Raw genomic sequence first — 26373 nt, 5'->3', positions numbered from 1 at the left:
GTTCGGGTTTTCTTCAAAGATTTTATTTGTTTAATGCTGGTCTTGTATTTATTAAAAAATGTGCGCCATAAAATTAAAAGGTAAAACAGAATAACCTTTTACGATTCCTCAATGCTGGCCTGGCCCAGATAGTGGAAATCAGAAATGCGGAAATCGCCACCTGCCATTGGCAGCGGCACACGGGGCAGCATCAGGAAAACCGGAAGTTTATTTTCGTCCATCAGCAATATTTTGTTCTGAGGATTGCGCACCAGGAGCTGATTAAAGTTTTCGCTGCCGAAAGTTCGCATTTCATTCAGTTGTACCAAGTACCACCGGTCTTCGCCCGAAATATTTATGCGGCCCGTAATGTTACCTTTTGCCGGCAGCAGATCCTCCAGCGTATCATGCTTCGGCAGCGAATGAAGTTCCACATGGAGGCCGACCGGATCATCAGCGTCAGCAGTAATATGAGAGGTGAAGAATCGGACCGGCATCCATTTGTTTCTGCGAATACGGAAATTGCTCATGTTGAAGGAAAGGAAGATCAGCAAAAAGCCTCCGGAGATAAAGGAATTGCGAAGCACGACTTGTCCGTAATCCGGCCCATAGAAAATGCTCATGGCCACATACTGAAACATGAAGACTCCCAGCAGCGAAGCGAAAAGATAGCTCAGCAACTTTCCGGTATCCAGCAGCACTTCCTGCGTAAAGAAGGGTGAATGATTCAGCGCGTTGTTGAGCAAAGAGGAATACATATAAAGGCTGCTGGCCCAGAAGAGGATAGTAAAAAGAATGTAATATTTGTTGAAATCAGCAATAAGCCAATAATCATAAAATCCGTGAGCGAGGGCGGCAAGGGCGAAGAAGATGAGGAAATATGGCCAGGATCGTTTATGATGGCGGAAGCGGGCAAGCACAAATCCATAAGCAATAATGGATGAATCGAACATGTGAGAGACAGACGAAAGGAGGGCGCGGCTGTGGATCACGTCCAGTTCATCAGGGGTGAAGTAGAGCAGGTTCTCGGTGAATGAGAAACCGAGGGCAGCCAGCGAAGCATATACCAGGAAATCAATCGGTTCATCCAGTATTTTGGTAAAGCGCATGATAAGAAGAAACGGGATGATCTTCACCAGCTCTTCCACCATTCCGATGCCCACCACGCAGTAAATAAAGTCGTGGAGAGGCTGTCCATTCAGCTCGTAGCCAAGCACCAACCGGTTAAAGTCGTGCAGGTAAAATGCCGGCAGTGCGAATACAGCGCCCGCAAGCAACGTGAACAGAAGGTGATACCATTTCTCCTTTTCATACATATCTATTTTCACCAAATACATCACCCAGACCGCCAAAATGAGGAATGCGCCCAGGAATCCGAGCAGGTCAATTTTCCGGGCTATGGCTTTGATGATAGCACCGAAATATGCAGGCAGGTCCATCTGCTGAAAGAATACCTTTCGCTGTATTCCTATGGGAACATATTTGCGCGCTTCTTTTTCCACCAGCAATTGCTGCAGTTCTTCCTTCCGGTTTTGGTCTGATAACAGCGAGGACAGAGAAATGTAGCCATCTTCAACATTTCCCTTGTAATTAATTTCCCGCGTATAATATTCTATCGCTTTCTCATATTCCCCAAGTCCCTCCATTACTTTTCCTGAGACAAGGTTCAGGTTTGGGAGCGTGTCATTCCGGATTTTGAGGAGATGATAAAGCGCAACCTGATAATCATTCAGGAAGTAATTAACGGTAGATAGCCCCAGGTGGCCAATGTCCTGTTCTTCCTGCGTCTTTCCACGGGTGTGGGCGCGGTAGCGGGGAATGATACCGCGGACATCGTCCCCGGCAATTTCATATTCCTGAAGCACCGCTTCATCAGCATAAAAATAGGTGCGCAGCAACTGGAAATGATAACGGGCATTGTATGGTTCTGCCGCCAATAAGGTTTCATAGCCTTCCACTGCCATGCCGGGCAGATGGCGCTTTTCTCCTTCCTCTACCAGTTCCTGCGGGTCCTGTATCAGCACGGGCTGCACAAACCACTGAACCATCATATAAATGATAGCCGAAAGGAAAATACTGATGAAAATGAGATTATAGCTCCCGAAATCCCAAAGTGGCTTTTTCACGTTCTGCCGCTTCCAAAAGAGGAATTGAAGAATGGCAAGGATAATAATAATCCAAAGCACAAAATTTGGCCAGCCGGTAAACAATCGTTTTTGAGATTTTGGTTACTTGGAATTCAGGATCGTTATTGACGCCTTCTATGATAAGGACTTATAAATATTAAATAGCTCAATTGTATTTATAAAAGCCGGTCCCGCTCTTCCGTCCGATGTGTCCGGCCTGTACTTTCTGCTCCTGAATGCGGCTTGGGCGAAATTTCCCATCATATTGGAAACTGCGGAACATGCTGCTGGTTACATCAAAATTTGTATCCACGCCTATCAGGTCCATGAGCCGGAATGGCCCCATCTTGAACCCGGAAGCTTCCAGCAGTTCGTCTATGGTTTCGTGGTCGGCTACGTTTTCTTCGAGCACCTTCAGGCCCTCCACATAGAAATGCCTTGCAACGCGGTTCACTATAAAACCGGGCGAATCCTTAGCCATCACAGGTTTCTTGCCCATTTTCTTTGCAAGCTCAAATACCGTTTGCGCCACTTTTTCATCTGTTGCTGCGCCACTTATTATTTCCACCAGCTTCATGATATGAGCGGGGTTGAAGAAGTGCATTCCCACTACCCGCTCAGGATTGTTAAGCCCGGCTGCAATTTGCGTTACAGGAATGGATGAAGTATTGGTAGCGAAAATCACGTTCGTATCATTAAGACCTTCCAGGTTTCTGAACAACTCAATTTTGTGTTCAGGCTTTTCGATGATCGCTTCGATAATGACGTCAGCTTTGAGGTCCTGATGATGGGTGGTGTATCGGATCCGGGCAACTGCGGCTTCCATTTCTTCAGCCGTAATTTTTCCGCGATCCACCCCGCCCTGCAGTTGTTTCCTGATGGTTTTCTCCGCAATTTCCAGTGCCTCAGCCCGGAGATCAAAAAGGATGGTATCATGCCCGGAGGCTGCTGAAAGCTGGGCAATACCAAGCCCCATGGTCCCTGCTCCGGCTACTGCTATGGTTTTAATATTGGTCATAATTAAAATTGCTTTTGAGTAAGTGCAAAGGTACTACAAGGGAATCGCGGGTATAAAAGTGCTTGCATGAAAAGTCCCGGACGGGCGAGATTCGACTTTTAAGATTAAAAAATAATAAAAAAAGGGCACCGCCTCCAGCGAAACCCTTTTCCTGATTAATCTAAGAAAACAGTCTATCTCACAATAACTTTTGTGGTGCGGGAATCCGTTTCATTATAAATTTTCACAAGATAAATTCCAGGCTTCAGATTGTTGGTGGCAATCTGTCCTCCGGAACTAATGGCACCTTGCAAAGTGATATTGCCGCTCATATTCTGCACCTGATAGCTAGCATCTAACCACTCTCCATTCAGTTCTACCCTGAGCGGTTCCTGCCGATTTACCGGGTTTGGATAAATGTTTACCTCATTCGTCAGGGACGGAGTTTCAGCTTTATCCTGCAAAACTGCAATGCTGGAATATGCATATTCACCGTCATAGTCTACCTGGCGGAGGCGATAATAGTTTATTTTCTGTGGAACGGCACCGGCATCCACATACTGGTATTCCTGTAAGGTCTGGGAATTACCGGCTCCGGCTACTTCCGCAATCACCTCAAAACGGCCATTCTCTATTCTGCGCTGAACTTCGAAAAGACGGTTGTTGAGTTCGCTGGCGGTTGACCATTCCAGCAATACCACGCCTTCGGTTTTTTTAGTGGTAAAGGCGAGCAACTCAACCGGAAGAGGCGTATTGTTAACACAATACGTTACATCTTCATCGACACTGCCTGTGTTCTCATCAAATGCAGATGAGTTATCAGATTTGCAAATATCAACATACGTAGAGATCGTACCACTGTTATTTAAATAACTGCCAACCACTATTTGTCCGTAAGGAGTATTATTATTTTCTATAATGTGTTCGTTCATCAGGCTGTCCACTTCAAGCATACTGCCTGGGCCTACCAAAATTTTTCCTGACCACTTCATGTTGGTGTAAATGCCATTTACCTGGAAGTAGCTGTTGTTAGTTACTATATTATTGGCTGTTAAATCTCCATGAACTACGAATACGCTGTCGTTCACTGTTCTTGTAGAGCCGCTGTTGCTCATGGTCATATCGCCATTGATAAATAGTCTGCCGCTGTTGTCTACCAGTTGGTGGCTTACCAGATTTCCATTAATGATCATGACCCCGGTATTTTCCAGCGAAGCAGCACCTGTATTATTGTTATTGAAATTGCCGGTGATCATTGCCCCGCCATTATTTAAAAAGTCATTGCTGTTGTTAAAAACTCCACCTACAAAAAGACTGTCGTTATTGGGAAAGGAAGTATTTCCGCTGCTTGAATTGTCGAAACTTCCACCTACCTCAAAAAAGCCGTTATTTTCAAACAAACTTTGATTCGTAAAATTTCCTGTAATCGTAAAGCTATTGGAGGAAGTTAAATTAGTGCCTCCGCTGCTGCTGTTGGTAAAGTTGCCCAGCAAGGCAATCTGGCCACTGTTATTAAAAGTGCCTCTGTTAGTAAAATTACCGTTGAAGCTCATAATGCCGGTATTGGTAATGTCTGCACTATAAGAAAAATTGGAGGGAAATGTCGCTATATTGTGATTAATAATTTCTCCTTTATTATTACCAGAAACGGATGACGGCTCAAAGATTCCATTGTTACAAAGGATAGCTTTATTCTTTAAAGTAATAGAGCAGGTAAATATCCCGGTGGATGAAATACACAGCGTTTTCCCATTGTTCACGGTATAGCTTCCCGTAAAATTATCATCAATGGTGTAGTCGCAACTTGTGCATGTTCCTGATGCAGTGCTATCCTGTGGAGCTCCAACGCTGAAAACAATTATCAAAACGGTGACCAAAAGTCCGGTAAGCGCAGTAACTGCAATCGCAACGCGCAGCGGTTTCATCCTGGCCTTTTGCCGTTGGGTTTGCGTGGTTTGTAGGCGTCTTTTCATTTTTTATAATGTTTTTAAATGTTGAAGATTTTAGCCCTTTTCAGCTTTAAATTATTTCCGTTCAAAATTAGAGATACCCATTTTTGGATATGCTTTAGTTAATTCGATTTCAGCCAGTTGTAAGGTTTATCAGTTCCCGCTTCGGAATGCTATCCGGCTATCAATTTCCCGGTTCCCGGTGCCGTTGAGTTCTGCGGTATCCATCTCGAAGGGAAGCCGCCTAGAGCAGTTGAATCGGCCATTTATGATCAATGTATTTTTTTATAATTAAATAAATAAGATGCCGTTGCACAATAAGTTACACTGTCAGAAAAATTCATTTATTCAGATATTTGGAGAATTGGGTTTTAAGTACAGCACCAATTATTATATCGAAAATCCATGCTTTTAAATCTAAATATAAAAAGGCGATTTTCTCCTGCTCCTTTTATTAAACGGGAAAACTGCTGTATAAACCAAAAGTGGGTGCCTCAAAAGATGAAGCACCCACCTGAAAATAAATGGCTGATGATTGCGAAAAAAGTTAGCGTACTACCACTTTTGTATGGCTGGAGTTTTCGCTATTATAAATTCTTACCAGATAGGAGCCAGGTTTCATCCCGGTGGTAGCTATTTGGCCGTCTGCGGATAAATTACCTTGTTCTACTATGGCACCGGCCAGGCTTTTAATCTCGTAACTGGCAGCCTTCCACTTGCCCGTTAATTCAATATTCAGCGGCTCATTTGCCGCTACCGGATTTGGAAATACCTTGATGCTATATTCCGTGGAAGGGGCATTACTTTCCTGCAATACGGCAATTTTAGAATAAGCGTATTCACCGTCATAATCCACCTGGCGGAGGCGGTAATACACTACCTGGCCGGCAGGTACAGAAGCATCTGCATATTGATATTTCTGAATGCTGAGCGAATTTCCCGCCCCGTCAATTTCTCCGATTTTGCTGAAATTGTCATCTCCGTCTTTTCGCTGTATTTCAAATAAACGATTATTGATTTCACTGGCCGTGGCCCATTCCAGCAGTACCACTCCCTCAGCTTTTTTAGCGGTGAACGCAATCAGTTCAACCGGCAACGGGGAGTTGTTCGTGCAGTAAGTTACATCGTCATCCACATTTCCGGTATTTGCGTCAAAGGCAGGCCCGTTGTTTACTTTGCATATATCCACGTAGCGGGCGATTTTGCCACTATTATTCATATAATTACCTACAAGGATCTGCCCGTAAGGTGTGCTGGTATTTTCTATATTATGTTCATTGTAGAAACTATCCACCTCTAGCAAACTTTCAGGACCTACAATGAATTTCCCTGACCACTTTTGATTCGTATAAATTCCGTTAATGAGCATGTGGTTGTTATTCGTGATCACATTGTTGCTGGTTACATTACCATTAATGACGAAGAAACTGTCATTAATAGTCCGGGTATTGCCGCTGTTGCTCATCTCCAGATTACCGTTAATGGTAAATCGGCCACTATTCTGAATAAGCTGATCACTATCCACATCTCCGCCAATCAACAGGTTCCCGTTATTCACCAGGGACGTGGAGCCGGAGCTGTTATTGTCAAAATTGCCGGTGATTATTGCTCCGCCATTATTTGTAAAATCATTTCCATTTATAAAATATGAACCTACAAATAGGCTGTCATTATTGATAAAACTTCCACTTCCAGCGTTTTCATTTCTGAAAAAACCATTTACTTCAAGTAAGCCATTATTAATGAGTGGACTTTCATTGGTATAATTACCGGAAACTTTTACCGTGTTAGCAATTTCCATAGAAGTGCCGCCAGACCTGCTGTTAAGTACATTACCAGAAATCTCAATGATCCCTGTACTCTCAAAAATGCCGCTGTTCGTAAAATTGCCTGAAAAAGCGAGTTCGCCTGTATTCTGAATATTCCCGGTGTTATTGAAATTACCTGGGAGTTCAGCTACATTGTGGTTGATCAGTTCCGCATCATTTGCGAAGTTAATTGAGGACGGACTGAAGGTTCCGTTGTTACAGACGGTCGCTCCATCATTAATCGTGATGCTTCCGGTAAAATAGCCGGAGGAGGTGATGCAAAGCGTTTGGCCATTATTGACGGTATAATTACCGTTTTGATTGCCACTGATAGTTTGATCGCAGCTTTCGCAATTTCCTGCGGCACTGCTGGCCTGCGGTGTACCAATATTAAATACCAGGAACAGCACCGTTACCATTATTCCTGTGACGGCTGTCAGAGCCAGGACAATTAATAATGGCTTCATCTTGAACTTCAGTCCGAAGCGTTGGGAGTTTTGCAAGCGTTTTTTCATTGTAGAAATTTGATGGTGATAGAATTGCCTTTTCCGGCTTTGTTTATTTCGGGTCAAAAGTATGGCTCCGGAAAGGTGGGAATCCACTGCTATTCTACAGTTGGCAAACATTTGTAAGATTTCTCTATAGACTTTAATTAAAACACAAGTATGCTCACAGATTATTTGATTTTAGATCCGTAAATGAAACCTCACATTGCTATTGGCGGAACTATGATTTTGATCATAAAACAGTATTTAAAAGCGTTAAATTCAATTATTAAAACCTAAAAATTAAACCGGATTTCTCAATTGATTTTGGACTATTGCTCATCTGCTTACACGAAGTAGTAAAAGCTATTTTTATAAATGAATATTCATTTTCAGAGATAATTAAGGACAAAAATAGCCACTGCCCTGATGTGGGAGTGAAATGGTGCGAGATTAGGGACCAGGGCGCACTAAGGCTGCAGATCACTACTTGCCGAATTTTTAAAGGGCAACAATGAAATCAGTTCCATAGTAGTGGCCCCATAATTTTACCTTTGCGCAAATTTTTTGAAAGAATGCCAAAGGATACATCAATAAAGACAGTTCTGATCATTGGAAGCGGGCCCATCATTATCGGTCAGGCATGTGAATTCGATTACTCAGGAAGCCAGGCGGCACGCTCGCTCCGGGATGAGGGGATCACAGTAGTGCTGATCAACAGCAACCCGGCTACCATAATGACCGATCCTGTAACCGCAGATCATATTTACCTGGAGCCCCTCACAACCGAATCAATTGAGAAGATTCTGCAGGAACATAAGATTGATGCAGTGTTGCCAACGATGGGCGGCCAAACGGCCCTGAACCTGGCAAAGGAAGCTGACGAAGCAGGGCTGTGGGAGCAATATGGCGTGAAGATCATTGGCGCTGACATGGAGGCTATTGAGCGCACTGAAAACCGAGAACGCTTCCGGCAACTGATGGTGAGCATTGACATTCCTATGGCAGCATCAAAAATTGCCACATCATTTTTAGAAGGAAAGGAAATAGCCCAGGAACTCGGTTTCCCGCTTGTTATCCGCCCTTCATACACGCTGGGTGGAACAGGCGGCAGCATCGTAAAAAGCAAAGAAACTTATGAAGCGCTGCTACAGCGAGGGTTGGAAGTATCGCCCGTGCATGAAGTGATGATAGACCAGGCCGTACTTGGCTGGAAGGAATATGAACTTGAATTGCTGCGCGATGATAATGACAACATAGCGATTATATGCACTATTGAAAACCTTGATCCAATGGGCATCCATACGGGTGATTCTATCACGATTGCGCCTGCGATGACGCTATCGGACAGGGCGTACCAGCGAATGCGGGATTATGCAAAGCGAATGATGATATCCCTGGGAAAATTTGCCGGAGGCTGCAACGTGCAGTTTGCCATGAATCCCGAAGATGAGGAGATCATAGCCATTGAGATCAATCCGCGGGTAAGCCGCTCTTCGGCACTGGCCTCCAAAGCTACCGGCTATCCTATTGCCAAAATTGCGGCTAAGCTTGCCATCGGCTATACCCTTGATGAGTTAATGAACCCGGTTACGAAAACGACTTCCGCGTATTTTGAGCCTTCCCTGGATTATGTAGTAGTGAAAATTCCGCGATGGAATTTCGACAAATTTCCGGGGTCTGATATCAAGTTAGGCTTCCAGATGAAATCCGTAGGAGAAGTGATGGCGATTGGCCGCACATTTTTGGAGGCACTTCAAAAAGCCTGTCAGAGCCTGGAAAATGGCCATGACGGGCTTGGAGCTGACGGCCACCGGATAAAGCAACTTGAGGAAATTGTGGAGAGCCTGGAAAATCCATCCTGGGACCGCCTGTTTCATATTAAGCACGCCATAGAACTCGGGATGCCGCTTACCTCCATTGGGAAGCTGACCCGGATTGACCGCTGGTTTTTGCTTCAGATTCAGCAGCTCGTGAATGCTGAGCATGAACTGAGACGATACAGCCTGCATAACCTACCAGACGATCTGCTGCGGGAAATGAAACAGATGGGATATTCTGACCGCCAACTCGCGTATTTGCTTGACGTGGAAGAAGAAGAGATATACCAAAAGCGCATGAAGCTTGGAATAAAGCGCGTCTATAAAATGGTGGATACCTGTGCCGCTGAATTTCCATCGCAAACGAACTATTTCTACTCCACATTCGAGGTGGAGAATGAGAGCATAGTTACAGATAAGAAAAAGGTGATCGTGCTGGGTTCCGGCCCCAATCGTATTGGCCAGGGAATAGAATTCGACTACTGCTGTGTGCATGGCATTCTGGCCATTCGCGAGGCAGGCTATGAGGCCATTATGGTGAATTGCAATCCTGAAACCGTTTCTACAGATTTTGATATTTCGGACAAGCTCTACTTTGAGCCGGTATACTGGGAGCATATCCGTGAGATCATTGAGCATGAAAAACCGGAAGGCATTATTGTTCAGCTTGGAGGCCAGACGGCCCTGAAGCTTGCAGAGACATTTGCCAAAGAAGGCATTCCGATCCTGGGAACCAGCTATCCGAATATGGACCTGGCAGAAGACCGGGGCTCATTTTCTGACCTGCTGAAGGAACTCGAAATTCCCTATCCGCGATATGGCGTCTCTGAAAATCCTGACGAAGCTATAAAGGTGGCCAATGAGGTTGGCTACCCGGTGCTGGTAAGGCCCTCGTATGTGCTGGGCGGACAGGGAATGCGAATTGTGATAAACGATGAAGAACTAGAATCAACCGTTATTAAGCTTTTCCGCAAAATTCCCGGAAACCGCGTATTGATTGATCATTTCCTGGACCGGGCGGCAGAGGCCGAAGCAGACTGCATTTGCGATGGTGAGGAGGTACTGGTTATGGGCGTAATGGAGCATATTGAACCTGCGGGAATTCACAGCGGAGACAGCTATTCTGTGCTGCCGCCCTACGACTTTTCTCCGCGCATAATTGACACCATTAAGGAGTACACCAAGAAAATTGCACTGGCATTAAATGTGAAAGGTTTGCTCAACGTGCAATTTGCCGTAAGGAATGACGAAGTCTACGTTATCGAAGCCAATCCCCGTGCATCCCGAACCATGCCTTTTATTTGTAAAGCCTATAATGTTCCTTTTCTGAATATGGCTACCAAAGTAATGCTGGGCGTGAATAAGCTGAAGGATTTCAACTTCGAGCGCAGGGATCATGGCTTTGCGATTAAGGAGCCCGTCTTTTCATTCGACAAATTCCCAAATGTAAATAAGGAATTGGGACCTGAAATGAAATCCACGGGAGAATCCATTCGTTTTATAAAAGATACCAAGGATTCATATTTCCGGAGTCTTTATAAACAAAAATCAATGTACCTGAGCCGCTGAAAAAGGCCAGTGAAATATGATCTACCTTCTCATAATATTGCTCATCATCCTTGCCTGGCGCTTTTATCATTACTTCCTGCTGCCGGCAAACCATATTCGTTCGCGAATGAACGATGCTCAAACCCGCTACCGCCAGCAGCAACAACCCCCCAGGCGCCCTGGCGAAACCGAGATTGAATACGTCCCCAAAGAGGAAAAAAGAAAACCCCGTGAAGATAAAAACGAAGCGGGGGAATACATTGACTATGAAGAGGTGAGGTAGTTTCCAGACTTGGGTTTTCTTGATATTTTAGCTTCAGCATTTGTAAAGGCTGGGTTTCCTGGCCTGGGACTGGTGGGCGATCTCGCAAGGGAATTTTAGTTACTTTTGGCTGGTAGGGACGGGGGAATGGAAGCGGTTTCAGGTGGAGGGAATAAACGCAGTTGGGCTTGTCGACTCGTTGGGCGTATTAAAATGAAAATAAAAACCAGACATATACTGCGTGCCCGATTCATCCTTTGCGAGTGGGTGCGGTACTTAAACCGAAACATTAGGAATCATGATCAAAAATAAACCTACTCATTTTTTAAACAGTTGTCTCAGCAATCACAAATATGAAAGGTACGAAAATTAAATTATATTTATCCCTGATTATTCTTGGGGCTCTTTTGACTTCTTGTGACAGATATAATTACATTCATTATACTGCTGAAAACAAAACAGCAGATAGTATTAAATTTACTTTTTCATTTGGAAAATTTTTTTCTGATTTGCATCCCACAGACACCACCATAATTTTAAAAAGCAATCAAAAAGACACATTATTTATTTTCACTCAGATTAGCCCTTCAGTATATGACGCGGAAAATGAGACTAAAATGGTTTATATCTTTAACACAGAAGTAATAAGACTACATGATAGCTTATTGATTAAAAAGGATGTTTCACTAAGAAAGAATTGGAATTATAGGGAAACAGGACGAAACGCGGCAGTAATGGAGTTTGTAATAAATGATGCTGATTTTTAACTAGAATAAAATAGCAAAGAAGAAAATTTACCTACAGGAATCAAATTGTTGCGACACTGTCGCAATAATTAACGCAAAGGCTTTTCGATGACCCTTCAAATAAATTGAAAAAAAACGTAAGAATCTGCTGGACGAGTTATAAAAGGAAAATTCACTTAATATTGGCAACTTTCCAGTATTGCATCAAGAAGGGATATGCCGTTTTGGATAAGAACCATCAAACCTTGTGGTCTCCACAGGCTGCCCATTCGAAAGTGGAGCACAAACTCAGTAAGCGTTTGGGGGGAACTTCATGGGTTCGATACCAAAGAGAAAAAAGATCTGTTCAGAAGTATGATAAACCGCTACTCTGATCACTATTTTCAATGGGCACTCCGGGAATTATCTTTATGGAAAGGCACAGCAGTACCGGAAACTATCAGACTCTTGTAGATAAACGGTTCGAGAGACAGGACGTTCCCTATAAAAAAATAGAAAAACCGGATTACATTATCGAAAAGGGGAGTCATATATTCATGCTTGAAGTGCCCGATATTTTATCGGAGCTCATAAAAAACGAAGCCCAACGATGGGTATAAAACATAGGGAGGCATTGGTTATCGCAAGATTTCCCACTCCTATTTTCATATTGGCCAAAATTCGGGACCGAAGGAAACAAACCTAAGATAAGCCAACACATAGTTCCGATTTACTGAGCAGTTCTTTGCAGTACCGGTTTTTAACTTTCCCACAAAATGGAAAATTATACTAGCAGCGCCTTATGCCTTTACTTCGGTAAATATTCATAAGTAGACTGCAATCCGAGCGGAATACCAAGTCCCCAATAGATTAGGAGGAAGACGGTCCAGAAAATCAGGAAAATGACGGAAAAGGGCAGCATCATAGAGATGAGTGTGCCGATCCCGGTTTTCTTTACATACTTGTGGCAGAATACAACCACCAGCGGGAAGTAGGGCATAAGCGGTGTAACAATATTAGAAACAGAATCGCCAACACGATAGGCCGCCTGAGTGAGGTCAGGTGAGAAACCAAGCTGCATCAGCATAGGAACGAAGATGGGCGCGATCAGCCCCCATTTAGCAGAGGCTGAACCCACAAAAAGGTTTACAAAAGCCGTGAGCAATATGATGCCAACTATGGTGATCTGGCCGGGCAGATTAAGCTCCTTCAGGAAATCTGCGCCTTTCAGTGCCAACAATGCACCTAAATTAGATTGGGTAAAGGCATGAATAAACAATGCACAGAAAAAAGCCATCACAATATAGTAACTCATTCCGCTCATTGATTTTGACATGCTATCTATAATCTCCTTCGAGTTTTTGAATGTGCCCGCCATCATGCCATACATCACCCCCGGAACGAGAAAAATGATAAAGATCAAAGGCACAATAGATCGCATGAGGGGCGCGGCAAATGAAGTGACCGCGCCATCTTCCGCACGCAGGGCAGAGCCAGCCGGAGCCGCCCAGAAATATAGTCCTGCAAGCATCACGACCATAGCAGCAATAGATGCCCAAAATGCACTCTTTTCTTTGGGCGTGAGTTCATTCATTGTAGGCACATCCTCTATATCATCATCCAATTCTACTTTGCTCAGCCGGGGCTCCACAATTTTATCAGTGATATACCAGCCCAATAAAACGATCAGCAGGGAGGAGGCGGAGGTAAAGAACCAGTTATTCAGCGGGTTGAGCTGAATTTCCGGATCCAGGATTTGTGCCGCAGATTGCGTGAAACCCATCAGGAGCGGATCAATGCCCGAGGGAACAAAGTTGGCACTGAACCCTCCGGAAACTCCCGCAAATGCTGCCGCAATGCCCGCCAGCGGATGTCGTCCGGCTGCGTAAAATATCACTCCACCCAGCGGGATGACCAGCACATAACCGGCATCCGTTGCCGTGTGGGATACAATGGCCACCAAAATCAACATAGGAGTAACGAGTGTACGGGGTGTAACGCCCAACGCTGTTTTCAGCCCGGCATTGATGAAGCCGGAATATTCCGCCACACCCACACCCAGCATCGCAACGAGTACAATCCCCAGAGGCGCAAAAGAGGTAAATACAGTTACCATAGAGGCCAGGAAGTTGGCCAGCGCATCTCCTGTCAGCAGGTTGTTTACGATCAGTGATTCTCCTGTTCGTGGATCTAACTCAGCAAAATGCAGATTGGAAAGGAAGGCAGATAATATCCAGATAAGGATCATCAGCACAAAAAACAGGATGGCCGGATCTGGCAGCTTATTGCCTGCTTTTTCTATAAAATCCAGGGATTTGGCGAGGAGGCCTCGTTGCGTAGTCGTTTGTTCCATTGCTTATATGTTTGGCGCCAAAATTATGTTTTTGGATGAACTAAATACCGAAAGCACCAAAATTGATTAACAGATTCGCCCACGCCTGGCTATCAGAAGGCGTTTTATTTTGCTTTATCTTGCAAGTTTATCTCAGTTAGAATTGGTTTTCTTTTATCAGAATTATATATTAAGACTAAAAAATAAAATGCTTTACTTTTAATATTTAAATTGGAGGAAATCAAGAAAAAAAGTAATCAAGGTTTTTAATAGAAACCGGTTTCTACTAAAAGTTACTCAGTTTTAAGATGATATTGAATTGTCGCATTTTACCCGGTATATTAGTTTTTTGCAATGATGCTGTTGCTCAGTCGCAGGGAAAATGTCATATTCATAAAACGGGACATCAGGGTATATTTGCACGGTTTTTCGTATGGGGCCAGGACTTTGGTTGAATGAAATGTATTAAAAGCTTTGAAGTACTTTTTTATATTAATCGTAATAGCACTCAGCTATACGCATGCTTATGCCCAGGAATATAATTTATTGGATAGAGACCTGTCTCAAATTGATGTTGAGGCGCTTACAGATCAGCAGATAAGGCAAATCGCAACGGAAGTTGAGCGGAGCGATATGACCGAGCAGGAGTTGATGAACCTTGCCCGGTTGAAAGGAATGCCTGAAGCAGAAATTGCCAGGCTGAAGCAGCGCCTTACAAATATAGACCGCCAAAAGGGTACTGACGAGTTGCAGGGAAGTGTGGACGAGGATCTGACAAAGGAAAATATAACCAGTGAACGCCAAGCCTCAATAGAGACTCCGGCTGATCTGAACCGGATTTTCGGTACATCGCTCTTCAGCAGTGAAAAGCTCACCTTTGAGCCGAGCCTGAATATTCCCACTCCCAGAAGTTATCAGCTTGGGCCGGGAGATGAATTGGTGATAGATATTTGGGGTGACAGCCGCCAGAATTACCGGCTCCAGGTTTCGCGCGAAGGCAGCATTAACATCAGCAACTTAGGACCTGTTTACGTTAGCGGCCTCAACATGGAGCAGGCATCCAGAAAGATCATTGACCGGCTGTCAGAAATCTATACAGGTCTGAAAGGTCCGCGTCCGGCTACTTATGCGCAGGTCGGGATTGGCAAAGTGAGGAGCGTGAAGGTGACGCTTCTTGGCGAAGTCCGGGTGCCGGGAACTTATACATTGCCAGCTCTGGCCACCGTCTTTAATGCGCTTTATCTTTCTGGCGGCCCTGCGCTAAATGGCAGCTTCAGAGACATTGAGGTGATCAGGGAGAATAAAGTGATAACCACGATAGACGTGTATGATTTCCTGCTGGGAGGCAAACAGGAGAATAACATCTATGTGGAGGATCAGGATATTATTCGGGTAAATCCTTATCAGAAAAGGGTGGAAGTAAAGGGCGCGGTGAAGCGGCCGATGATATATGAAGTAAAAGAAGGCGAGAATCTGGATCAATTAATTGAATATGCTGCTGGATTCACAGACCAGGCATATACCCACCGCCTGAAGGTCCACCGCAAAACATCACGTGAAAGACGGATTGAGGATGTTCCACAGGAAGCCTTTCAACAATTTTCCTTAAAAAATGGGGACATCGTGGAAGTAGAATCAATCCTGAACAGGTATGAAAACCGTGTGGAAATTAAAGGAGCTGTATATCGCAGCGGTGAATATCAACTTACGGAAGGCCTCACAGTCATCAACCTGGTGGAAAAAGCGGAAGGCCTTCGCGAAGATGCCTTTCTGGGAAGGGCCATTATTTTCCGTACCAGAGATGATTATTCCACGGAGGTTATTCCTTTCAACCTTCGGGAAATGTTGCAGGATCCCACAAAGGATATCTTGCTTGAACGGGAAGATGTAATCCACATTTCTTCCAAATATGATTTAAAGGAGGACTATCATGTAAGTATTTATGGTGCGGTGCAGGCTCCGTCAACATTTCCATACATGGACAATATGTCTCTCGAGGATTTGATCCTGATGGCGGGAGGGTTTTCTGAAGCAGCTTCGGTATCGAGAATCGAGGTAGCCAGGCGCCTGAAGAAAGAAGGTGTGGGAGCCACCTCTGATGAAATTGCCGAGGTTTTCCAGTTTTCGGTTGATGGACAATTGGAGTTAGGCAGTTCTGAAGCAAAATTTATTTTACAGCCTTTTGACCAGGTTTATGTGCGGGAATATCCTGGGTATCAAGTGCAAAGATCTGTGGCTATTTCTGGTGAAGTACTCTATCCCGGTTCCTATGCTCTTCAGAGCAAAGACGAGCATTTATCTGATCTGATCCTGCGAACGGGTGGCCTTACCCATTATGCTTATCCTGAAGGAGCAACCCTGGAAAGGACCATTTGGGGCGATACTACGCAGATAGGAATTAACCTGGTAGCCATTCTCGAAAAACCGCATTCTAAATTTGATTTATACTTGTTGCCCGGAGACCGCATTCATATTCCCAAAGAGCTGCAAACGGTGGCAATAAAAGGTCAAGTTTTAAATCCGGTCGCCATCAAATATCAAAGAAACTTCGGCTTCCGTGATTACATCGCGAGCGCAGGCGGATTTACTTCAGTGGCTCGTAAGCGGAAGGTCTATGTTCGTTACCCGGATGGGTCTGCCGACCGCACGAGGAAATTTCTGGTATTTAATAATTATCCTAAGGTGACGCCCGGCTCCACCATTTTCGTTCCTGAAGAGCCGGAACGAACCAAACTCTCTGCACAGGAGGTGATAGGTATCAGCACCGGGCTTGCTACCATAAGTTTATTAATAGTTAGTATAATAGGCAGGTAAAAGGTGGTGGCAATATGCTTCTGAAGCACAGTTTTATTTATACCATCGGAAAAGGTGTACCCAGTATTGTTTCATTGCTGGCCATTACGCTCTTCACCACTTACCTTACCCCGGCTGAGTTTGGTGAATATGCGCTGGTTCTTTCGGTGGCAAGCATTACCGGTTCCATATTTTATGATTGGCTCATTCTGGCTCATTTGCGTTTTATCCAATCAAAAGATGCCACAGCGAGCGATCGCCTTCTCAGGACCGTACTCACCACTTTTGTATGGAGCATTTTTATTACCGCTGTTATCTCTGCGGCAGTGGTACCTTTTCTCAGTTTTGAGTGGCAAACACTGGCGCTCATCGGGCTACCCATCATTTGGGCTGAAGGTTTTTTTAATTTAACGGTGAATGTTCTGCGGGGAAATTTAAAACCGGTTACCTATAGTATTCTGTTCCTCTTGCGGGCGATCGTTTATATCTCTGTTGGAGGCGGTTTGGCCTATTCCGGAGCCGGGGCTCTGGCTCCGCTTTCCGGTTTGCTTGCCGGATCGGTGCTGGCTTCCCTCTTCATTTCTTCTAAAGTATGGAAACCTGTGAGGATGAAATTGGATGTTTCATTGATAAAAACCTTATTTATATATGGTTCTCCGTTTATCGTTTCGTTTGCCCTGAATTTTATCGTGAATAGTTCTGACAGGTTCATTATTGCATATTTATTGGGAAATGAGGAGGTAGGGCAATATTCAGCCGCTTATCAGTTTACGTGGCGGTCAGTGTCAGCCCTTCTTATGATCATCAGCACCAGCAGCAATCCTTTAATTTTAAGAGCCTTCGACAATAAGGGCATGAAAAGCGCCAACATTGAACTCAGGAATACCGGCCTTTTGATTGCCCTCATCGGAATACCATCCTGCCTGGGAATTATCGCCCTCAGAGAAAATATTAGTTACGTCTTTATCGGATCGGCATTTAAAAATGATGCTATCGAACTGATTCCCTGGATCGCTGTGGCCGCTTTAATTTATGCATTTAAATCATTTTATGTAGATACCGGATTTCAAATAGCTAAGAAAACTCATTTGCAAATTTGGCCCTCCCTGTTGGCGGCTATTGTAAATATTATTTTGAATTTTTGGTTAATCCCTGTTTATGGAATTCTTGGAGCCGCTATAGCAACCCTCGTGGCTTTTGTCGTGGGTTTGTTATCCAGTGCTGTTTTGGTTGTGCGGGCTTATCCGTTCCCAAAGGTGGCATGGAAAGATATGATTTTGATCCTGGGCGGATCGCTGATGATGTGCATTCCGCTGGTATTGTGGGATCCGGAACCAGGCATTTGGCATCTCACATTGCAACTATTAATTGCCGGGAGCATCTTTTTATTTTTTTTAATGATATTTAATATTATGAACCTAAGAACGCTGCTATTAAACAAATTAAATTCAGAATAATGCAGCAATTGATAACAGTTTGTATTGCAACCTATAAGCGGATATTACTCCTTCAACAATTGCTGGAAAGCCTGGCCTGCATGGAAATACCGGTGGGCTACCGGCTTGAGATCGTGATCATTGATAATGAATGCAGTGATGAGACGAAGAATGCTTGCAGAGATTTCAGCGCCACGTCAGGGATGGTGGTTCATTATTTCGCAGAGGAACAGAAAGGCATCAGCTATGTACGAAATCGTGCACTTCGTGAAGCTTCGGACGAAACTACCTGGCTGGCATTTGTTGATGATGATGAGGTAGTAGATGCGGGATGGCTTTTTGAAATGCACCTGGCAATAAGTAAATATGAGGGAGATGTATTTACAGGCCCTGTTTATCCAAAATTCAATGCAGCTACACAGGATTGGGTTAAAAGAGGAGGATTTTTCGCAGCCGCAAGCGAAGTAGATGGCGCGTTCAAGGGATCTTCAGCTACTAACAATGTTATCTTTAAGTATTCACTAATTGAGGAGTTTGATATGAAATTTAATCTTGAATATAATTTAACAGGAGGCGAGGATTATCGTTTCTTTAAAAGTATAGTAAAAAAAGGAGGCAAAATCAGATGGGTACGGAATGCGGTTGTTTATGAACATATTAGTACTGATAGGGGTAGTGTAAAATGGTTGTTTCAGAGACAGTTCAGGCTAAGCAATAATTCTCATCTGCAATATTTAAAAGAACATCAGAAGAGTGTGGGAAGCATATTTACAGTAATTTTAAAAAGCGCAGGTCGCACCATCGAATTTCTGTGTCTTTGCCTGTTTATTCCATTTCTGTGGATATTAGGACGAAAGGAACTTGCTGTGAAGGTATTGCAGTTTCTGGCTCGCGGTTTAGGCGGTTTTATGGCAATTGCAAATTATGCTTATAAAGAGTATAAATAATATGAAAATTCTTACCATAGTTGATTCATTAGGCAATGGAGGTATTCAGCGGGTGGCCAGGAATTTCGCAGTGGCATACCGGGAATATGGGTATGAATCAGCAATTTGTGTTTTGAAAAAAAATTCGGATATGGATCAGTTGCCAGGGACGGATGTGCAGGTATATTATGCAGAAAACCAGGACTGTATGCGCCAGATCGTTTCGTTCAGCCCTGATATTTTGCATTTACACAGGCATGGTGGAAAAGGTAAGCCTGTTTTTAATTTAGTTAGAAAAATTAAAGATAAAAAGAAATGTCTTGTATTTGATTTAAACTCCTTTGCCTGGCCCAACTTCTCCAAAGATGATGAGTTGGTGGATTGCACCTTTGTCCTCTCCAAATGGTGCCTGTGGCGATACAAATCCTGGAATAAGCTGAATCGCAGCCAGCACATAGCCACATTCGTCCCGAATATGATGATCGAGGATGAATTTTACCCGCTCAGCAAAAATGAAATAAATGTGTTCAGGAACAAATTAGGAATTCCGGAAAGCGCCTTTGTGCTTGGCAGGATTGGGCAGCCAAACGAAGCTTCCTGGAAAATTGAATATGTGGATATTTTTCGCAATCTCGCCAGTGAGATCAAAGATATTTACATGGTAATGGTAGGGCCGCCAAAGAATATCACTGATGCCATAAGGAGGATTGAGGAGCCGGAGATCAAAGAACGCATCATTATTAAAGAGCGAGTGGATGATGATGCCTACCTGAGGGGGATCTACAACTGCATGGACTTGTTCGTACACATGTCCAGGATCGGGGAAAGTTTCGGGAACGTGAATGCTGAAGCTATGCTGTGCCGGACTCCCGTCATCACCCTAAGCACACCACAGTTTCACAACACCCAGATTGAAGTGGTACAGAACGGCCAGGGCGGAGTGGTGGTGAATAATGTGAAGACCATGCAGGAGATGATCTATAAGCTTTACCACAACAGGGTATTATCAACTAAAGCGGCAGGCAGATCCCGCGAACTGATCATGGAGCGTTATTCCCGCGAAGCGGTGATGAAACGGATGAAAAAGATTATCGGGGTTTTCATGTCCAATGCTGATAATACCTCGCGAGCTGAAGCCCTTGAACGCATGGATATTCCGACTAAAATCTCACGGAAGGCCGTACAGAAAGAGCTGCAGGGTGCCTATGGCAGTGTGGAATTAAGTGTAAAGCTCAAAGCCAAAATTCACCAAAACCCATACCTCTACTACGTTTACAGCCATTTGAAGAATAAGTAGCGAAACATCAGAACGTGAAGGAAGAAAGGATAGAAGAAATGCAAGAGATGAACAGGACCGGTAATTCAATCGAGGTAACGGTCTATGAAATATTTAACAAGCTACGCAGCCACAGGAAGCTGGTCATCAAAGTAGCGCTGATCTTTTTCGTGCTGGGGATTGTGGTGGCGTTCCTGTTGCCAAGAAGCTACCAGGCGAAGGCTGTCTTATTGCCCGAACTCAGCAAGGCAAAGGAAAACCAGGCCAGTGGCTTGCTGAAAAGATTCAGCAGCATGAGCGGTCTCGATCTGGGCGGAGCGGCCAACAGCTACATGGACCCAATGCTCTACCCTGAGATCATCAAAAGCAAACCCTTTCTGCTTTCACTCATGCATGAACCGGTTTATTTTTCCTCGATTGATTCTGTGGTAACTCCCTACCTCTACTACACTGAAATAAAGAAGCCTTCAGCCGGAGAGGTGATACTTGGCTACACCATCGGCCTTCCTTCCAGGATCAAAAAAATATTCACCGGCACTGCCCCTGCTTCCAGGGGTAATTCAGCCAGGTTAAATGGAGACACCGCCATTGTGTTGGATCTTGAACAGGAGGAAGTTCTTGGCATACTCGCTGAAAATATGGAAGTGAGCCTTGACGAGAATACCGGCCTCGCCACCGTCAGGATAGAAATGCCTGACCCTTATGCAGCCACGGTTTTAACGAAAAAATCAGTGGAATACCTGACGCTTTATATTACCGACTACAAGACTGAAAAAGCCATCCAGGACATGGAGTTTGTGGAGAAAAGGTATGCCGAAGCCAAGATCAAATTCGAAGAGGCGCAGGAACGGCTGGCTTCTTTCCGCGACAAAAACCGCCACCTGGCGACTGAAGTTGCCGAAATGCGGGAGCAACGCTATGTAGCCGATCATAACCTGCATTTCGGGGTTTTCCAGAACCTGGCCGAGCGGCTGGAGCAATCCCGGATAGAGGTACAGCATGTGACACCTGTATTCAAAGTGCTGGAACCACCTGTGCTGCCCAACAACAATAGCGGCCCTTCTAGGGCAATGGTGGTGTTGAGTTTCACCCTGGCAGGTTTGGTCATTGCTGTGCTCTACATCTATCTGAAAGCATTTTACCTCAACACCAAAGAAAGCGGGAAATAGATTTTGCACCAGGAATATGCACATACGCTAAAAGAAAGTACTGGAAGGCGCAGATTGCCACTTTTCCTGCTGTTCCTGACTCCGTATGCACTTGTGCTGGCGCTAATGCCCGTTTTGCCGAACGTGCATTATATGCGATACATGTTGCCTGTACTGAGTACAGCGCTCATTTTCCTCGTGCTTTCCGTTAGGAATATCAAGCTTCAGAAGAATGTGATCTACTCTTTCCTGAAACTGTTCCTGTTCCTGATTGCGATTTCGTTTCTCACGTTTCTATGGCATGGAGAAATTTATTTGCGGTTTTTCCAAGAGGCATATTTCATCCTGGCCCCGCTCATTTTTATGTACGGCCTCACCTATCTCCACGATGATAAAGAAACGGGAACGCGTGATCATCTGCACACCGGGGCCATTATCATTTTCTGGGGCGTGGTGCTGGGCTACCTGCTGTTCGGAGGGCAACAGACGGTGTCAACGATTAGCAGTATTGCCAAAGATCCTTCACGCTTGTTGCTGGGCATTATTACCAGCGATATCGGGACGGAAGGAGGCGCTTATACTTTTGCCTTAAGCTTCTTCACCATTTATTTCTTCACCACTAAAAAGAAAAGGTATTTCCTGCTCAGCCTGTTCCTTTCCATTTTGGCTTTTAAGCGCATTGCTCTTGCCGGAATCGGAGTCAGCATTTTAATTTATTGGCTGCTTCAATTAAAGACATTCCATTCTATCCTGAACCAGCGGAATCTGTTCCCTGCCACAATGGTGGGATTGAACCTGGCTGTAATAGCCTTGCAGTTTATGCTCTCACGGGGCATTTTTAATAGTGCCATTCAGGATGTCACCGGCCTGCCGGCTAATATGGTTTTCATGGGCCGGTTAAACGCTTACAATACCGTGTTGGAAACTTTAGAACGTGTTCCGCTTTTGGGAATTGGGCTGGGGAAAACCTCACAGATCTTAGCTGAAGCAGATATTGGCCTTGCCCATATCCATTCAGACCTGCTGAAATACTTCCTGGAATTTGGCCCTGTGCTGTTCTGCGTCTGGATTTTCGCATTCTACCGGTTCAGCATGGTCAATAGTAAGAACCTGGTGCTCATGCTGTTCCTTAACGTATTATTTCTGACAGACAACGTGTCGATTTACTTCGAGATCATGTTCCTGTTCTTCTTCCTGGGTTATTTCAACTATCCTACTAAGGATGCTCCAAAGCAGGAAACAATTAAGCTGACGTATTAATGGACAGGAAGGTGAAGGAAAAGGTACTCATATTACAGCGGATATTCTCGGATTACAGGAAACCTGTTTTCGACCGTTTAGCCAGGCGGTTCGATCTCAAACTGCTGTACTCAAAGAATAAGAGCGGGATCAGGCAGGTGAGTGCAAATTACGCTGAAGAAGTCCCTGCATTTCATTATCTCCCGAAAGAAACCACTGTATTCCAGAATGTACTTGCGGTAATTCTGAAGTTCAGGCCGAAGGTCATTATCCATGAAATTGCACTTGGGGCGGTATCAATGTATTTCAGTTTCATTCTGGCAAAACTGCTGGGCATCAAATTTATCTTCTGGGGCCACGGCTTTGACCGTACAAAAGGTTTCAACCCCAACTCCCCGGGCGATAAACTGCGGCTGTTCCTGATGAGAAAGGCTGATGCGGTGATCCTTTACGGAAACCAGATGCAGGATGTGCTAAAAAAACACTTGCCTGCGGAAAAACTATTTGTTGCCAGGAACACCATTGACACAGATCGTTTCCTGAGAATTAAGGAAGAGCTGGACGAGCGGGGCAGGGAACAGGTGAAAGCAGCAATTGGATTCCGGCACCGGTACAACCTGGTCTTCATTGGAAGGCTGCTTGAGGAAAAGCGACCTGAAATCCTGTTAAACCTGCTTATAAAGCTACGGGAACAGGGAGTTAAAGATGTTGCCGTTCACTTCATCGGTGACGGTCCGGAAAAGGAGGCTATTGAGCAATTGATCATTGAGAAAAAGCTGCGGGGGCAGGTTTTCCTCCATGGCAGTATTCATGATCCCGTTGAGTCAGGAAAGTTTCTTTACGCGGCTGACCTCATGGTAATGCCGGGTTATCTCGGGCTTTCGGTTAATCATGCCTTCTGCTTTAGCTGCCCGGTGGTTTCTTTCCGGCAAGGAGAAAATGGCCCGTTCCACAGCCCGGAAGCGGAAAATATTGTGCAGAACCAAACCGGTTATTTGGCAAAAAACGATGACCTGGATGATATGGCGGCATGGATCGGAAGTTACCTGAAGGATGACCTGCACCGTAGTAGAATGCAACAAAATACCATTAACCTTATGCGCCAGGAATGCGCATTGGAAAACATGGTTAAGCAGATGAGCCGTGGAATAAACTACACCATTCAGGAAAATTTTGAAATGCAGTTTGCAGAAGAAGGGGAATGAAAATATTACAGGTACATAATTTCTATAAATTCTCCGGTGGAGAAGACCAGGCCTGCGAAAACGAAAGAAACCTGTTGGAGAGCAACGGCCATCAGGTAATTCGCTATGAAAAGGATAACTCCGCTATTGATAAAATGAGTGCCGGTCAAAAACTGTCGCTCATGTGGAAGACAACCTGGAATAAAGACACCATTCCGGAAGTTACTGTTTTGCTCAGAAGAGAGAAACCTGATGTCTGCCACGTTCACAACTTCTTTCCGCTTATTTCGCCTTCTGTTTACCAGGCCTGCAAAAATGAAGGAGTGCCGGTGGTGCAGACGCTGCACAATTTCCGTTTGATGTGCGCCAATGGTATCTTTCTGCGTGATGGTCAGGCTTGTGAAAAGTGCCTGCATCATTCTAATTTCAATGCAGTTCGTTACAAGTGCTACCGGGATTCTGCCGTACAGTCACTGGCGGTTGAGCACATGATAACAACCCATCAGAAAAGGAACACCTGGAACAAACTGGTAGATGCATTTATTTGCCTGAGCGAATTTTCCAAGCAAAAATTTGTGCAGGCGGGACTTGCAGCAGAAAAGATCAGGCTAAAACCAAACTTCCTGTTTTCAGATCCTGACCCCGATTACTCCGGTGACGGATCAGCAATTTTCGTGGGCAGGTTCGAGGAGGCTAAAGGAGCGCAGATAATTCTTCAGGCGGCAAGAAAACTTCCTGATTTGGAATTCAATATTGTCGGAGAAGTAATAATTGATGTAAAGAAAGCCGATTATCCAAACATTAGATTTCTCGGTAAACTGCCTCATCAGCAGGTGATAGAGCGCATCAGGGAAAGCAGTTTTATGGTGTTCCCATCCTTGTGCTACGAGCAACTTCCACTTACCATCATTGAAGCTTTTGCATGCGGAAAACCTGTGATTGCCAGCCACCTGGGAAATATGAAAAACATGGTTGAAGATAAGCTGAACGGACTTTTCTTCGAAACAGGGAACCCCGATGATTTAGTGGCTAAGGTAAGCGAACTGGTGAACCATCCTGGCAGAATGAATGAACTGGGCAAGCAGGCAAGACAAACTTTTGAAAAAAGATATACGGCTGACACTAATTATGAAATACTAATAAAGATCTATAAAAAGGTGATAGGAGAAACGGCAAAAGTCAATATGCTTTAAATGATATTTCCTAAAAAACATATCATTAGCCTTGGGGTGAGCATTATTGGCTTTAATGAATTGCTGAATGAAGTAATTCAAATGGGCAAAAACCACCAGAAAGGTTATGCCTGCTTTGCGAACAGCCATATGACAATTGAAGCGCATGAGGATAAAGGATTTCAGCAAATTGTGAATAGTTCAGTTTATACATTGGCCGATGGTGTACCGCTGCAAAAAGCTGTAAAGCTGATGCACGGAATCAACCAGGAGCGTATTGCCGGCATGGACTTTATGCCCGCGATCCTGAAAAAGGCAGAAGCCGAAAAAGTTACTGTCTACTTGTATGGTTCTACTCCGGAAATTTTGCAGGCAATCCAGAAACGCATCAGTACTGAATTACCCTGCCTGATTGTGGGAGGAGTATTTTCCCCGCCATTCCGGCAGTTATCGGAGACCGAGATCCGGCAGGACATCGATCGCATTAATTCGTCCGGGGCCGGAATTGTTTTGGTTGCATTGGGCTGCCCAAAGCAGGAAAAATGGATGGCGGAAAACAGCAGTAAGATCAATGCAATCCTGCTGGGGGTAGGTGCAGCATTTCCCATTTTTGCTCAAACCCAGCGCATGGCTCCGGCTTGGATGCGTAAGAATGGATTGGAATGGTTTTACAGATTCATGCAAGAACCCAGGAGACTTTTTAAGAGATACCTTTCAACCAATTTCTATTTTTCGATATTGATAATCAGGCAATGGGTAAGGATAAAATATCTTGGATAAAGAAAAATTATTGGGTATAGATGCTTAGGCGATTTCGGTATTAAATGGTAACAGCGGATGTTCTTATTTTAGTTCCATAAGATCGAAAAAAGAATTGTTAACGCATATTTTTGTCGCTTGTCTCCATTTTTATTTCATGGGTCTGTAAGATTTTGTGCAATAGTTCGTTTGAAAAGAGTTGTTCTATAGATACAAAGCCGGATATTTGTAGCCGGGTTCTAAACACATCAGGATGCTATTTACTGGATGAAGGTAATTTATAATCATAATGCAACGGAAGAGCAGCTTTTCAGATCTATGGAATGTCGGTAAACCTACGTCCGTATTGTCATAGGAGGGTGTAATTTAAACTCTGTCTTTTGAGAAGTGAATAATTTTTTTACACTAC

At 44.4% G+C, this 26373-nt stretch carries 18 protein-coding genes; 13 read left to right on the top strand and 5 right to left on the bottom strand.

Translation table 11 applies throughout. The features are described 5' to 3' along the window. Nucleotides 1–98: 98 nt before the first annotated feature. The 4 genes from WD077_01180 to WD077_01165 all read right to left on the bottom strand — a co-directional run bounded on the left by WD077_01180 (nt 99) and on the right by WD077_01165 (nt 7374). Nucleotides 99–2189, bottom strand: coding sequence for a PrsW family intramembrane metalloprotease (locus WD077_01180; GenBank protein ID MEX0965822.1), 2091 nt, complete (start codon nt 2187–2189; stop codon nt 99–101). 82 nt (nt 2190–2271) lie between these two features. Continuing rightward, complete coding sequence (locus tag WD077_01175) at nt 2272–3123, bottom strand: 3-hydroxyacyl-CoA dehydrogenase NAD-binding domain-containing protein (GenBank protein ID MEX0965821.1); 852 nt, start codon at nt 3121–3123, stop codon at nt 2272–2274. A gap of 173 nt (nt 3124–3296) precedes the next feature. Next, the gene (locus WD077_01170; GenBank protein MEX0965820.1) at nt 3297–5075 is read right to left on the bottom strand and encodes a T9SS type A sorting domain-containing protein; all 1779 of its coding nucleotides are present in this window, start codon (nt 5073–5075) and stop codon (nt 3297–3299) included. 523 nt (nt 5076–5598) lie between these two features. Continuing rightward, complete coding sequence (locus tag WD077_01165; GenBank protein ID MEX0965819.1) at nt 5599–7374, bottom strand: T9SS type A sorting domain-containing protein; 1776 nt, start codon at nt 7372–7374, stop codon at nt 5599–5601. Between the two features lie 545 nt (nt 7375–7919). Between WD077_01165 and carB the strand changes: the two genes are divergently transcribed. The 4 genes from carB (at nt 7920) to WD077_01145 (ending at nt 12319) form a co-directional block, all read left to right on the top strand. Then, on the top strand, nt 7920–10733 hold the full coding sequence (gene carB, locus WD077_01160; GenBank protein MEX0965818.1) for a carbamoyl-phosphate synthase large subunit: 2814 nt from the start codon (nt 7920–7922) through the stop codon (nt 10731–10733). A 16-nt stretch (nt 10734–10749) separates the two neighbouring features. After that, nucleotides 10750–10995 carry a DUF4834 family protein gene (locus WD077_01155; protein MEX0965817.1) on the top strand — a complete coding sequence of 82 codons (246 nt, stop codon included), beginning with the start codon at nt 10750–10752 and terminating at the stop codon, nt 10993–10995. A 332-nt stretch (nt 10996–11327) separates the two neighbouring features. After that, nucleotides 11328–11741 (top strand): hypothetical protein, encoded by a 414-nt coding sequence (locus tag WD077_01150; protein ID MEX0965816.1) that lies wholly within the window; start codon nt 11328–11330, stop codon nt 11739–11741. Nucleotides 11742–12130: 389 nt separating this feature from the next. Further along, nucleotides 12131–12319 (top strand): hypothetical protein, encoded by a 189-nt coding sequence (locus tag WD077_01145; protein ID MEX0965815.1) that lies wholly within the window; start codon nt 12131–12133, stop codon nt 12317–12319. A gap of 188 nt (nt 12320–12507) precedes the next feature. On the opposite strand, the gene WD077_01140 is transcribed toward WD077_01145, so the two are convergent. Then, nucleotides 12508–14052 carry an AbgT family transporter gene (locus tag WD077_01140; protein ID MEX0965814.1) on the bottom strand — a complete coding sequence of 515 codons (1545 nt, stop codon included), beginning with the start codon at nt 14050–14052 and terminating at the stop codon, nt 12508–12510. A gap of 453 nt (nt 14053–14505) precedes the next feature. Here WD077_01140 and WD077_01135 point away from each other — a divergent pair, with 453 nt between their 5' ends. From WD077_01135 to WD077_01095, 9 genes are read left to right on the top strand one after another with little or no spacing between them, the layout of a single operon-like run. After that, nucleotides 14506–16845 (top strand): SLBB domain-containing protein, encoded by a 2340-nt coding sequence (locus tag WD077_01135; protein MEX0965813.1) that lies wholly within the window; start codon nt 14506–14508, stop codon nt 16843–16845. A 14-nt stretch (nt 16846–16859) separates the two neighbouring features. Further along, nucleotides 16860–18281 (top strand): oligosaccharide flippase family protein, encoded by a 1422-nt coding sequence (locus WD077_01130; protein MEX0965812.1) that lies wholly within the window; start codon nt 16860–16862, stop codon nt 18279–18281. Then, nucleotides 18281–19207, top strand: coding sequence for a glycosyltransferase family 2 protein (locus WD077_01125; GenBank protein MEX0965811.1), 927 nt, complete (start codon nt 18281–18283; stop codon nt 19205–19207). Before WD077_01130 ends, WD077_01125 begins: the two co-directional genes overlap by 1 nt. Before the next feature lies 1 nt (nt 19208). Continuing rightward, nucleotides 19209–20483, top strand: a complete 1275-nt coding sequence (locus WD077_01120) for a glycosyltransferase family 4 protein (protein MEX0965810.1) — start codon at nt 19209–19211, stop codon at nt 20481–20483. 14 nt (nt 20484–20497) lie between these two features. Next, on the top strand, nt 20498–21631 hold the full coding sequence (locus WD077_01115) for a Wzz/FepE/Etk N-terminal domain-containing protein (protein ID MEX0965809.1): 1134 nt from the start codon (nt 20498–20500) through the stop codon (nt 21629–21631). Between the two features lie 3 nt (nt 21632–21634). Continuing rightward, nucleotides 21635–22870: an O-antigen ligase family protein gene (locus WD077_01110; protein MEX0965808.1), complete on the top strand. Its 1236-nt coding sequence runs from the start codon at nt 21635–21637 to the stop codon at nt 22868–22870. Further along, complete coding sequence (locus WD077_01105) at nt 22870–24054, top strand: glycosyltransferase family 4 protein (GenBank protein MEX0965807.1); 1185 nt, start codon at nt 22870–22872, stop codon at nt 24052–24054. Before WD077_01110 ends, WD077_01105 begins: the two co-directional genes overlap by 1 nt. Continuing rightward, nucleotides 24051–25226 (top strand): glycosyltransferase family 4 protein, encoded by a 1176-nt coding sequence (locus WD077_01100; protein ID MEX0965806.1) that lies wholly within the window; start codon nt 24051–24053, stop codon nt 25224–25226. Before WD077_01105 ends, WD077_01100 begins: the two co-directional genes overlap by 4 nt. Next, nucleotides 25227–25985, top strand: a complete 759-nt coding sequence (locus WD077_01095; protein MEX0965805.1) for a WecB/TagA/CpsF family glycosyltransferase — start codon at nt 25227–25229, stop codon at nt 25983–25985. It begins immediately after the preceding gene. Nucleotides 25986–26373: the final 388 nt, after the last annotated feature.

The sequence above is a fragment of the Bacteroidia bacterium genome (assembly GCA_040880525.1).
In the GTDB taxonomy this organism is placed as follows: Bacteria; Bacteroidota; Bacteroidia; order CAILMK01; family JBBDIG01; genus JBBDIG01.
This window is presented reverse-complemented; position numbering and strand designations above follow the sequence as displayed.